We start from the raw sequence: 11,481 nt of genomic DNA, 5'->3' as shown, positions 1-11,481 counted from the left end.
TCAGGGCTCGCCAGCGCGGGCCTCGATCACACGCAGCCCATGTCGGGCGACGGCCTCACGTTCGAATGCCCAGGCGTGGCCGTACCACTGCTTGCCACCGCCACCGTCGCTGAACCCGACGAGGACAATGTCGAAGTCGAGATCCAGCGCCGTCCGGATCTCTATCAGCAGCGCGATCATGTAGAACCCTGTCGATGCGCCGCCCCGCTCCGGTAACTCGTCGAACGGATAGCCATCCAGCAGCGCAAGATCCCCGCGCATCGGAATCCAGTGCACATTTTCTGCGGTCGTGGCTGGCGCCTCCCCGCCGAGCAGGAACGTCTCGGACTCTCTCGCCAACCGCTTGAACAGCGCCACTTTCCATCGCTGCGGGTAGCCGAAGAATCGCTGCTTGCGAATGCCGAACCGGTGCACGAAGACGTGACTCGTGTTCCAGGGGAGCCTGTAGAGCAGACCGCATTTATTGAAACTCAAAACCAGACTGCGAGGCGTGATGCCCGCCCGTCGCACATGCCTGCGACTCACGTCGGGATTGCTGGCGACCAGCACGACCCGATCCACCGCTCTCAGCTTATCGATCAGGCTCTCGGGCACATCATCCAGCGCCGATACGTGCGCGTTTGTCATCATCAAGTCATCCAGCCAGTTTTCGACAGGCATTTGGCTACGGCTCTCGTTGACTCGGCGGCCACCGACTCAGCGGGATAGCGTTTCGAAAGAGGCGCGAAGTTTCTCCGTCTGACGACGATAGGAAAAATCGACCACCAGACGGGATAGCGCGCTTCCGCGAGACGGTAGATCCTCTTCGAGCAGGGCTTCGAGCCGCGACACCCAGGCGTCGGTATCGCGACTGTCGAGGACGAGATCGGCGTGATCGCCCTCCAGCAGTTCGGCAGCGCCCGTGGTGCGAGAGAGCAGCACCGGCGTGGCACAGGCCATCGCCTCCAGCGCAACGCGCCCGAACTCTTCGATATGCGCCGGCAGCACGAACACATCGAGTGCGCCATAGAGTGCCTCGACATCGCTTACCGTGGTGCGCCAGAGAAAGGCATCGGCCACACCGATTTCCTTCGCCTCGCGTTGATAGGGCGAGACATCGTCTTTGCCGACGACCAGGAAGCGGCAGCGGCCGGGGTGCCGACGGTTCAGCTCGGCGGCCATCTTCACGAAGCCGGAAACGTTACGCTTGGGGAAGTTGCCGGAGGTGATCAAGCCGATCAGCCGGCAGTCTTCCCGCACGCCCAGTTCGCGACGCTTCTCGTCACGCCCTGCGCTGGCGCGCTCGACATTGAAGATGTCGGGATCATAGCCGGGATAGCTGATCTCGATCTTGGACTCGTCGATCCCGTATCGGTCACGAAGATCGCCCGCCATGAGGCGTGAGTTGACGGCGACCCGGCGGAATCGCCCACCGCTCAGCACGTGATCGTGGATGGCAGCCACTTCGTGCCCGGCCGGCAGCTCCCGCTGATGGATCAGCTGGCTGGCGAGATGCACGCAGTTATGCATGTAGACGATGTCGGGCGTTTCGACGTCGCCATGGCTGACCAGCAGTGCGGGGCGATGACGCCGACACCAGGCCTGAACGCGGCGATTGAACCAGAACCGGCGAAACGGCCCCTTGAAGGGCCAGCGCTTGAGTCGCACCCAGCGCGCGCCGGCAGCATCGACCAACGCCTGCCGCCCTCGTTCGGAGAGAATCGTCACGCGATACCCCAGGGCCTTGAGTGCCGCTGCCTGCTCGAAGGCGTTGCGGCTGGCGCCGGTGCTCTTCTCGACCTGTCGAATGGCGATCACCGCCAGCGGTGCTTGTGAATCTCCAGTCACTACGTGTCCTTCGGCGTCATTAGAGCCGGCGCGATCAACGGCGTTCGGCCTTGGTGAGACGCGACGCGCGGCCAGCATTACAATGCATTCCCCAAGGCCGAATCGAGATAGCGGCCACCGGCTCAATTCCGGGAGTTTTCATGTCACTGGTACAAAGCCACCACCAGCGCACGCACATCTTATACGATCGAACGCGCCTCGCGAGGCCCGATTGCGCTTCACTTCCCTCGCCGCTCAGCCGCTGGCTCGAGCCCGATGCCTGGCGAGAGCGAGGGCTGGTGGTTGGCGAAGCGCCAGGACGCGGCGCGACCCAGTTCCTGGACATTCAGGGACGCCGATGGGTGCTGAGGCCTTATCTGCGCGGCGGGTTGGCTGCCCGCATCAGTCACGCGGATTATCTCTGGCTGGGCCTGGAGCGCACCCGCGCCTTCCGGGAAATGCGCCTGACGCAGGCGCTCTTCGACAAGGGGCTGCCGGTGCCCGCGCCCGTGGCGGCCATCGTCCATCATGGCGGGCCACGCTACCGCGCGGCGCTGATCACCGAGCGGCTTCCCCGCAGCGAAGCGCTGGCCGATCGCCTGAGAGATGCCCCCGAACCGCTGCTGGAACAGGTCGGCGCGACGATCGCGCGCTTTCATCGAGCCGGATTGGATCATGTCGATCTCAACGCCCGCAATCTGCTGATTTCAGACGACGATAAGGTTTGGCTGATAGATTTCGACCGCTGTCGTCTGCGCCGCCCGGGCCGCTGGCAGCAGGACAATCTTTCGCGATTGAAACGATCGCTGGTCAAGCTTTCTGCCGATAACGCGGAGTCGAGCCACGCAGCCATTCTTCGTGGCTATCAGCAGACCGTTCTCGCCCGCTCCTCATAAGGCTCTCTCGGTTCATGGAAGACACGTTGAAGCGCCGCTGGCGCACGACCCTGCTTTTCTCTCTGTTTCAGCTTCCCCTGGTCTGGTTGATCGCCCTTCGCTACCTCCCCTATCTCGCGGTCCCGCACGATGCGATGGGGATCGCCTACCTGGTCCTGACCTGGGTCGGCCATTTCGGCATGCTCGTCCTGCTCGGCTGGCTACCGCTCGGCGCGCTGTCATTCGTGATCCGGGCGCGCTGGCTCTGGCTGCCGGCAGCGCTGCTCAGCGCGCTCGGCCTGTGTGCGCTTCTGCTCGACACCGTGGTCTATTCGCAATACCGGTTCCACGTGAACTACTTCATGATTTCGCTATTTCTCGACGACAAGAATGGCGAGATATTCAGCTTCGAGCCGACGACATGGGTCGTGGTCGGCGGATGCGTGCTGGCCACCCTCCTGCTCGAAGGCTGGCTTGCGCGCCGGTTGATCGTCGACGGCCGCGGGCGCCGGTTGCCGGCCGGATACGCCACTCTCGGGATCGTGCTGATGCTGCTCGGCAGTCACGCGCTGCACGTCGTGGCAGACGCGCGCTACGTGCGCAGCGTGACACAGCAGGTCGGCATCTATCCGCTGCTGTTTCCCGCGACGGCCAAGGATTTCATGGAAGATCACGGCTGGCTCGACCCCAGGGCCGCACGCGCCGCGCGAGCCGATATCGACGCCAAGCAGGCGGAGAATCTGAACTGGCCCAAACACCCGCTGACCTGTCAGGCAGACGAGCCGCCCAACATTCTCGTCGTGCTGATCGACTCCTGGCGCGCCAATGAGTACGGCCCGAAGAACACGCCGAATCTCTATGCCGCGCTCAACCAGACCGGGCGCCGCTATCTCGACCACTACAGCGGCGGCAACGCCACGCGTAACGGCACCATGAGCCTGTTCTACGGACTCACCGGCAACTACTACCACTATCTCAACAATACCCAGACGCCGGCCCTGCTGATCACGCAGATGCAGAAACAGCGCTATGCGCTCGGCATCTTCTCGTCTGCCAGTCTCGACAGCGTCGGCTTCGATCGCACGATCTTCTCCTCGGTCAGTCCCCTCAGACTCAGCACCCAGGGCGACTCGCCGGCCGCTCGCGATCGCCAGATGACCGAGGACTGGCTCGACTGGCTGGCACGCCAAGAGAGCGAGAACGATCCCAACCCTTGGTTCGGTATGCTGTTTTACGACGCTCCCCACGGCTATGACATTCCGCCCGACGGCGAGACGCCCTACCAGCCGGAAGCCCCGATGGACTACCTCGACCTCGGGCCTGACACCGATCCGACGCCGTATGAGAATCGACACCGCAACGCCGCGCATTACGATGACGCCCTGATGGGCAAGGTGATCGACGACCTCAAGGCCAAGGGCGAGTGGAACGACACGATCGTGATCGTCACGGCCGACCACGGGCAATCGTTCAACGACTTCGGCAAGAACTACTGGGGTCATAACAGCAACTTCGCTTCACCGCAGACGCACGTACCGATGATCGTCAACGGCCCCGGCATCGAGCCTGGCGAGGTTCAAGGCATGACCAGCCATCTGGACGTTGCGCCGATGCTGATGCGTCACGCGCTCGGCTGCACCAATCCGCTTTCGGATTACGCGCAGGGCGAGGACCTGCTGGAACCCGGCATCGATCATCCCTGGGTGCAGTCATCGAGCTACATCGACTACGGTATCATCGAGCCCGACCGGATCACGGTGATCGACGGTACCGGCCAGTACGACATTCTCGATCGCCAACTGGACCCGGTCCCCGACGCGCAGTTCTCACCGGCCGTGTTCGAGGCGATGCAGAAGTTTCAGCAGTTTTATCGATGAGTCTCGCGGCAGCCGATCTGCCATAGCGCCTCGCCACTTCCAAGGCGAGGCGCTCAAGGCGCCGCCGGGTCCTGTCCCTTGTCAGGCGGGCTGCCCACCAGATTTACACAAAGGAAAGGTCAGGAAAGCGCTTCTTGAATTGATAAAAAGCCACCTTATACGCCAAAGAGGCTCGAAGGCTTCGTTTCCAACGCTCGCGAGGCATCTTTCGCCACGGCTTCTCCGCGCCGTGAAAGTGGAGAATGCGAGCAGACTCTCTGCGCACTTCCTCACCTGAATAACCTAGCTCTTTGGCCCACCTAGCCTGCAGATGATGCCGTCCCCAAGACGAGTTCCAGGATGGATTGAGATGCAGAATACGTCCTTTAAAGAGCTCGTTGATATAGTCTTGATCAACTAACGAGTATTTATTGGCACGCTCGAATTTTAGCATGTCATCGGCTAACGTTGGCTCCCTACGAATGGCAGCGCAATCGATAACCAGCACCCCTGAATTGATATAACTCTCGATAGGTGACGGGCTAACAATTGCTTCGACTTCTGAACGCGTCGACCATGACCGCCCTCGTTGAAATTTGCACTCTTTTTTTAAACGAGAAAAGTCGCGAACCCCGGCAATCAAACTCCCGCCCATTGAGATATCGAATGCCGATCTCAGATTCCGCTGAATCAGTGTGTCACCGTCAATATATAGTACTCGCTCGTCAACGATGTGAGGGAGATAGAGCCGAGCCAAAGCCGCATTGGGAACGTGACCACCTTTATACGTCACACCGGTAAAAGAAGACTCCTCCAGTTCGTGAATCACCAAACGTGTTTTTGCCTCGCCCGCGATACGATGCAAGATATTTTTCGCGGCTAAGGTTAGAGACACCCCGAGAATATCCACCTGCGAGACCGAGGTAGTTCGAAGAGCGGAATCGAGCGCCAAAGCTGTCGGAGCGAGCAATCCCATATCGGTACCAAACGCGATTCGCACATCGTGGTTCTGCACATCAACCTCTTTGGATACTTTCTGCTGAAAATCGGGGCGACATCTGGACGGCCCGATAGACCCGCCTCAGCTGGACGCTTCAGGGATTCGATGATCCAATTGCCACTGATACCGGCAATCTCGTACTTATCCTCGCGACGACCCCATGGCGCACTTCCAATGACCAACCTCACCGGCGTGGTGATCACGCTCAACGAAGCCGACAACATCGAAGACTGCCTCGCCTCGCTCGCGCGTGTCTGCGACGAGCTGATCGTGGTCGACTCCGGCTCGCGGGACGATACCATCGCTCGCGCTGAAGCGCTCGGGGCACGCGTCATTCATCAACCCTATCTGGGTGACGGGCCGCAGAAGCGGGTCGGTCCGCTTGCCGCAAAACATCGCTGGGTGCTCTCGCTAGATGCCGATGAGCGACTGACCGATGAGGCGGTCGCGGCGATCCAGGCGCTCGATCTCGAGACGACCCAGCATGACGCCTACGCGCTGCGCCGGCGCAATTTCGTCGGCAGCCGCTGGGTCAAGCGCTGCGGATGGTATCCGGATTACTGCCTGCGGCTTTTCGATCGTGACCGCACGGGGTTCTCCGAAAGCCGCCAGCACGCCTCGGTCCAGGCCGGGAACCCGCAGCGCCTGAACGCCGATATCGAGCACTACTCGTTTGCCAATCTCGGCGAGCTGTTCGGCAAGGCGAGCGGGCGCTTCTCGAACCGCGCGGCGAAAATCATGTTTCTCAAGGGCAAGCGAGCCAATGCCGCGTCTCCCGCGCTCCACGGCGCCAACGCCTTCGTGCGCAAGTATGTGTTTCAAGGCGGCTGTCTCGCCGGGCTGGACGGAATGTCAGTGTCGCTATCCGCCGCGGTCAACGCCTATCTGAAGTATGCCAAGCTGCTCGAACTGCAGCGCGACGCGAAAGTCCACGATGCGGAAGACTTCGATCGTGTGTGGTGACGCGATGACGCAGAAATCGGGGCCTCGGGCCGCGCTGCACGTTCGCCATGTCAATCTGGCCCGCGGCTTTCGCGGCGGCGAGCGTCAGACGATCCTGTTGATCGAAGCGCTGGCGCGCATCAATGAGGAACAGGGCGGCACCGAGCACAGGGGTATCAAACACAGGGCTATCGAACAATCCCTGGTCTGCCGTCGCGATTCACCGATGCGAGAACGACTTGCCTCGACCGATGTGGCGCTGATCGATGCCGACCACGCACTGGCCGGCCACTGGCGCCATCCGCGTGCCGATATCGTGCATGCCCACGAGGCCAAGGCCGTGCACTGGGCCTGGCTGGAGCGCCGCCTTCGCGGTACGCCCTACCTGCTGACCCGGCGCGTGCCGCAGCCAGTCAAGAACAAGCCGTTCAATCGCCTGACCTACGGCGGCGCCGCCGTCGCGGTCGCCATTTCGTCGGTCATCGAACGGCATCTGCGCGAGCGGGCCTGGTGCCAGGTCGCGCGCATTCCCAGCGTGCTCTCGGGGCAGCCGAGCGATCCCGCGGCCGTCGCCGCCCTGCGCGAGCGTTTTGCCGGCCGCACCGTCATTGGTCATATCGGCGCGCTGGTCGACCGCCACAAAGGGCAGCGAGTACTGCTGGACGCCGCTCGCCGGCTGCGCCAGAGCCATCCGGAGGCGCTGTTCCTGCTGCTCGGCGAGGGAGAAGACGGCGACGCGCTGAAGCGCGAGAGCGCGGATCTGGACAATGTCGTCTGGGAGGGGTTTCACGCCAACGTCGGCGATTATCTCGAGGTCATGACACTGTTCGCGTTCCCCTCGCGCAACGAGGGACTCGGCTCGACGCTGCTGGACGCCATGGACCACGGCGTACCGATCGTCGCAAGCGATGTCGATGGCATCCCCGATCTGGTTGAACATGAGGTCAGCGGACTGCTGACCCCACCGGGTGACGGTGACGCGCTCGCTGGCGCACTGGCAACGCTGCTGGAAGACCCCGTCCTCGGCGAGCGGCTGGCATCGGCGGCAAGCGCCCGCCTGGCCGAGTTCACGCCAGCGGCCATGGCGCAGGGGTACCTCGCGCTATATCGACGCGTGACGGCCGGCGAGGCGCTCGGCGACTGACGGCAACGAATACATCGATGTGTTCGACGTGGCATCATGCGAGCATTCCGGGATACCGAACCGGTATCGTCAGTAGCGTTTCAGCGGAGCGGTTGTCATGAGCAAGATTCGGGTCGGGGTGATCTGCGGCGGCAAGTCTGCCGAACATGAAGTCTCACTGCAGTCGGCGAAGAATATCGTCGACGCGCTCGATCGCGAGCGCTACGAGGTCAGCGTCATCGGTATCGACAAGCACGGTCAGTGGCATCTGAACGCGGCCGATGACTTCCTGCTGCATGCGGACGATCCGCGTCGTATCGCACTCAACCCTTCTCAGGGTGATCTCGCGCTGGTGCCAGGACGTCATGAAGGGCAGATGATCGCTGCGGAGTCGGACCATGGCGCCCTCGGCCAGCTCGACGTAATCTTTCCTATCGTCCACGGCACGCTCGGCGAGGACGGCTCGCTGCAAGGGCTTTTGCGCATGGCCAATCTGCCGTTCGTCGGCTCTGGCGTGCTGGGCTCGGCCGTCGGAATGGACAAGGATGTCGCCAAGCGCCTGCTTCGCGATGCCGGCATTCCGGTCGCACCGTTCATCACCGTGACACCGCGAAGCGTAACCGATCTCGATTTCGCCAGCGTCAGCGCGCAACTGGGGTCGCCGCTGTTCGTCAAACCCGCCAACCAGGGCTCTTCGGTTGGCGTGAGTCGCGTCGATAGCGCCGAGGCGTTCGATGAGGCGATCGAGCTCGCCCTGTCCTTCGATCACAAGGTCCTGATCGAGTCGGCCATCGTCGGCCGCGAGATCGAGTGCGCCGTTCTCGGTAACGAGGCCCCCGAGGCCAGCGCCTGTGGCGAGATCGTGGTAACCCAGGGCTTCTACTCCTACGACACCAAGTATATCGACGACGATGCGGCGACCGTGGCGGTACCTGCCGATATCGATCCCGAAGCAAGCGAGCGCATCCGCGACATCGCCGTGCGCACCTTCCAGGTGCTCGAGTGCGCGGGACTCGCGCGTGTGGATGTCTTTCTGACGCCAGCCGGCGACATCCTGGTCAACGAGATCAATACGCTCCCCGGCTTCACCCGCATCAGCATGTATCCCAAGCTGTGGCAGGCCAGCGGCGTGAGCTACTCGTCGCTGGTCACGCGGCTGATCGAGCTGGCGCTCGAGCGCCACGCCGCCGGTGAGGCGCTCAAAAGCTCGCGCTGAGTCGATATTCCGGCGACACGCGTGAGCCCTTGGCTCTGCGTGTCATCCAGCCGTCATGATAAAGTCACAAGTCAGTTTGCAGCGCCAGGAATCGGTGCTGCCGAGATCGGGTGCTATCACAGGCCCACGACGTTCACGGATCGAGAGACGTCATGACCATTTCCCGCGACACCCTCCGCTGGTGTTCTCTGACTTATATCGGGCTGTGCCTCGGCTACGCCATCATGGTGGTCTGCGTGCTGCCCTGGTGGACACCGGCGCTGGTCACCCTGCTCTGGCTGGCCATCGGCTACCGCTTCCGCTGGGGTGGCGCAAACCAGCGTGCCACGTCGCGCAAGGCTTGGCCCTGGTCTCTGCTGCCGCTGTTCCTGTGGTGGGTCTACATCTACCTCGACGACAGTTTTGGTCAGCTCGACATCGGCGCGGTGATTTTCCACCTCCAGGCCGGAATCGAGGAAAACGGCAGCACCGACCGCCAGATTGCCGGCGTCGTCTACGTGCTCGCGGCGATCGTCATGTCGATGGCCGTCACCTGGCTGGTGCGGGCCGATCATCGCTGGCGGCTGTGGGAGCGTGTGCTGAGCCTGTTCCTGCTCGCCTTCAACCCGCTGCTGTTCGGCCTCTCGCTGCGCGGCGCTTCGGTGATCGATGACGACGAGTCCTGGCTCAACGATCGCTACCGACCGCCCGAGATCGTCAAGGCACCGCAGAAGGCGCCCAACCTGCTCTATATCTACATGGAGAGTACCGAGCGTACCTACAGCGATACCGCGCGTTTCGGTCACGTCTACGACGATCTGGAGGCGTTGGGAGAACGCGGCGTGGTCTTCCGTGGGGTCAAGCAGCTCGACAACACGGGCTGGACGATGGCCGGCATGGTGGCGACGCAGTGTGGCGTACCGCTGATGCCGGCCGGGCTGATGCACGATAATCAGTTCGAGCCGCTGGCGGATGTGCTGCCCGGCGTGAACTGTCTCGGCGACCTGCTTCACGAGCGCGGCTATCGGCTGACCTACATGGCCGGCGCCAGCACCAAATTTGCCGGCAAGGCCAAGTTCTACAACGGCCACGGCTTCGACACCGTCCTCGGTCGAGACGAGCTGGCAGACAAGGTTGCGCCCGACTATCTCAACGACTGGGGACTTTACGACGATACGCTGTTCGACCTGGCGGAGGAGCGAATTCGCCGGCTTCACGACAGCGGGCAACCCTACGCCTTCTTCGGCCTGACGCTGGCCGCGCATCCGCCGTTCGGCAATCCCGCCAAATCCTGTCTCGAGCATCAAGGGCCTTTCGATGGCACGGACATGCTCTATTCGGTCAAATGCACCGGTTGGCTGGTCAAGAACTTCATCGACCGTCTCGACCGCGAAGGACTGCTCGACAATACGCTGGTCGTCGTCTCGAGCGACCATCTCTCGATGAAGAATTCTGCCTGGGAAGACCTGATCGCCGAGGACCGCCAGAACACGCTGATGATGCTGGGCAACGGACTGCGACCCGAAATCATCGAGCGGCCGTCGACGATGGTGGACGTGCTTCCGACCGTGCTGGAAGCGATGGGCTACGAGATTCCCGACCATCGGGCGGGTCTCGGATCGTCGCTCTTCTCGAACCAGCCGACGCTGGTGGAGCGTTACTCGCTGGACGAGGTCAATCGCCGCATGCGAAGCGAGAACCTTTTGCAGGAGCGGCTCTGGCAGGGCGTCAACTGACGTCGGCGGCAGGCCGGCGCGGCGTTGGCCACTCGATGGGGCCAAGGTCGTCCCCCGGGTCCAGCGGCCCGGGCTCGAGCTCGGGCCGGCAGTCCGTCAGCGCTGCCCGAACGCGTTCCAGCGCCGCCTGGCCGCGGTTATCCTGAACGACACGATCCCACCACAGGCGGTGAACGGCCCGCACTCGGACCGGTACGCTGCGTAGCCCCAGACGCTGCGCCATGGCCAGGCGATGAAGCCCGCGGTTGATCTTGAGCAACCGCCCATCGCGGGTCACGGCGACCCCGAGATCGTCCTTGCCGAGCCCGGCATCGAAACCGTTGACGGCCATGTCGTCGAGAAAACCCAGATAGGTCTCGAGATACGCCAGTATCCGCGCGTCGCTATCGAGCAAGAGACCCTGCCGGTAGGAAGAGAACGGCTTTCCCGACTGAGCCCAGGAGTGATACTGGCGAAAGCGCTCGGTCTGCGTGAGATCGTGGCGATGCTCGTCGAGATCGCTGATGAAGCGATAGCGGGAACCTCGCCGCAAATCTCCACGACTCAGATCCCAATCGCCATCCCAGATGAAATTCGAGGATGACGGCTTCTTGCCTCCGACCCCCTTGGCATTGAAGTCCCGGATCAGCTGACGGGGATCGACATCGAGCACGAGGCTGCCATCGAGGTGCATGTCGAGCGCTCTTCTGGGCAACCCCTTGGCTTCGATTCGAGCGGCGCCCATCCGGTCCTGTAGCCAGCGCTCGAACAGATGCTTCTCCAGGGGCAGGCTAATGCATCGATGCAGTGCGGCGGCGGTATTTTCCTGCCAGCGAGCACGACGCAGGCCCCACCTCATTCGCGGGTCTGACAACGTCTGGAATGCCAGCTCCTCGGCTGGCAACCGAGGAGGCGATGACGAGCGCGAAGCGAAAGCTCTGGTCATGGCCGATTCACTCAATGGGGCGG

General features: G+C 62.5%; 10 protein-coding genes. 6 read left to right on the top strand and 4 right to left on the bottom strand.

The window, feature by feature from the left end:
* A complete protein-coding gene (locus tag IE125_RS05540; RefSeq protein WP_189443629.1) occupies positions 1–630 on the bottom strand; it encodes a hypothetical protein in 630 nt (209 codons plus the stop codon).
* A 66-nt stretch (positions 631–696) separates the two neighbouring features.
* Positions 697–1,827, bottom strand: coding sequence for a glycosyltransferase family 4 protein (locus tag IE125_RS05535; protein WP_229808938.1), 1,131 nt, complete (start codon positions 1,825–1,827; stop codon positions 697–699).
* Between the two features lie 140 nt (positions 1,828–1,967).
* Here IE125_RS05535 and IE125_RS05530 point away from each other — a divergent pair, with 140 nt between their 5' ends.
* Both IE125_RS05530 and IE125_RS05525 read left to right on the top strand, forming a co-directional pair.
* Positions 1,968–2,702 (top strand): 3-deoxy-D-manno-octulosonic acid kinase, encoded by a 735-nt coding sequence (locus IE125_RS05530; protein ID WP_189443627.1) that lies wholly within the window; start codon positions 1,968–1,970, stop codon positions 2,700–2,702.
* A gap of 14 nt (positions 2,703–2,716) precedes the next feature.
* A complete protein-coding gene (locus tag IE125_RS05525) occupies positions 2,717–4,558 on the top strand; it encodes a DUF3413 domain-containing protein (protein WP_189443626.1) in 1,842 nt (613 codons plus the stop codon).
* Positions 4,559–4,661: 103 nt separating this feature from the next.
* On the opposite strand, the gene IE125_RS05520 is transcribed toward IE125_RS05525, so the two are convergent.
* Positions 4,662–5,552: a glycosyltransferase family 8 protein gene (locus tag IE125_RS05520; protein WP_189443625.1), complete on the bottom strand. Its 891-nt coding sequence runs from the start codon at positions 5,550–5,552 to the stop codon at positions 4,662–4,664.
* A gap of 159 nt (positions 5,553–5,711) precedes the next feature.
* Here IE125_RS05520 and IE125_RS05515 point away from each other — a divergent pair, with 159 nt between their 5' ends.
* From IE125_RS05515 to IE125_RS05500, 4 genes are all read left to right on the top strand, one after another.
* On the top strand, positions 5,712–6,500 hold the full coding sequence (locus IE125_RS05515; RefSeq protein ID WP_189443624.1) for a glycosyltransferase family 2 protein: 789 nt from the start codon (positions 5,712–5,714) through the stop codon (positions 6,498–6,500).
* A complete protein-coding gene (locus IE125_RS05510) occupies positions 6,472–7,623 on the top strand; it encodes a glycosyltransferase (protein ID WP_229808937.1) in 1,152 nt (383 codons plus the stop codon). Before IE125_RS05515 ends, IE125_RS05510 begins: the two co-directional genes overlap by 29 nt.
* Before the next feature lie 97 nt (positions 7,624–7,720).
* The gene (ddlA, locus tag IE125_RS05505; RefSeq protein ID WP_189443623.1) at positions 7,721–8,818 is read left to right on the top strand and encodes a D-alanine--D-alanine ligase; all 1,098 of its coding nucleotides are present in this window, start codon (positions 7,721–7,723) and stop codon (positions 8,816–8,818) included.
* A 152-nt stretch (positions 8,819–8,970) separates the two neighbouring features.
* Positions 8,971–10,533, top strand: coding sequence for a sulfatase-like hydrolase/transferase (locus tag IE125_RS05500; protein ID WP_189443622.1), 1,563 nt, complete (start codon positions 8,971–8,973; stop codon positions 10,531–10,533).
* Here the strand turns inward: IE125_RS05500 and IE125_RS05495 are convergent.
* Positions 10,526–11,371: a hypothetical protein gene (locus tag IE125_RS05495; RefSeq protein WP_229808936.1), complete on the bottom strand. Its 846-nt coding sequence runs from the start codon at positions 11,369–11,371 to the stop codon at positions 10,526–10,528. The genes IE125_RS05500 and IE125_RS05495 overlap by 8 nt on opposite strands.
* Positions 11,372–11,481 lie beyond the last annotated feature (110 nt).

This window comes from Salinicola rhizosphaerae (genome assembly GCF_014652715.1).
GTDB classification, from domain to species: Bacteria; Pseudomonadota; Gammaproteobacteria; order Pseudomonadales; family Halomonadaceae; genus Salinicola; species Salinicola rhizosphaerae.
This window is presented reverse-complemented; position numbering and strand designations above follow the sequence as displayed.

Excerpts from the sequence above, each read along its gene's own strand:
- IE125_RS05540 (WP_189443629.1), bottom strand. The coding sequence starts at position 630 with ATGATGACAAACGCGCACGTATCGGCGCTGGATGATGTGCCCGAGAGC.
- IE125_RS05530 (WP_189443627.1), top strand. The coding sequence starts at position 1,968 with ATGTCACTGGTACAAAGCCACCACCAGCGCACGCACATCTTATACGAT.
- IE125_RS05525 (WP_189443626.1), top strand. The coding sequence starts at position 2,717 with ATGGAAGACACGTTGAAGCGCCGCTGGCGCACGACCCTGCTTTTCTCT.
- IE125_RS05515 (WP_189443624.1), top strand. The coding sequence starts at position 5,712 with ATGACCAACCTCACCGGCGTGGTGATCACGCTCAACGAAGCCGACAAC.
- IE125_RS05510 (WP_229808937.1), top strand. The coding sequence starts at position 6,472 with ATGCGGAAGACTTCGATCGTGTGTGGTGACGCGATGACGCAGAAATCG.
- ddlA (WP_189443623.1), top strand. The coding sequence starts at position 7,721 with ATGAGCAAGATTCGGGTCGGGGTGATCTGCGGCGGCAAGTCTGCCGAA.
- IE125_RS05500 (WP_189443622.1), top strand. The coding sequence starts at position 8,971 with ATGACCATTTCCCGCGACACCCTCCGCTGGTGTTCTCTGACTTATATC.
- IE125_RS05495 (WP_229808936.1), bottom strand. The coding sequence starts at position 11,371 with ATGAGGTGGGGCCTGCGTCGTGCTCGCTGGCAGGAAAATACCGCCGCC.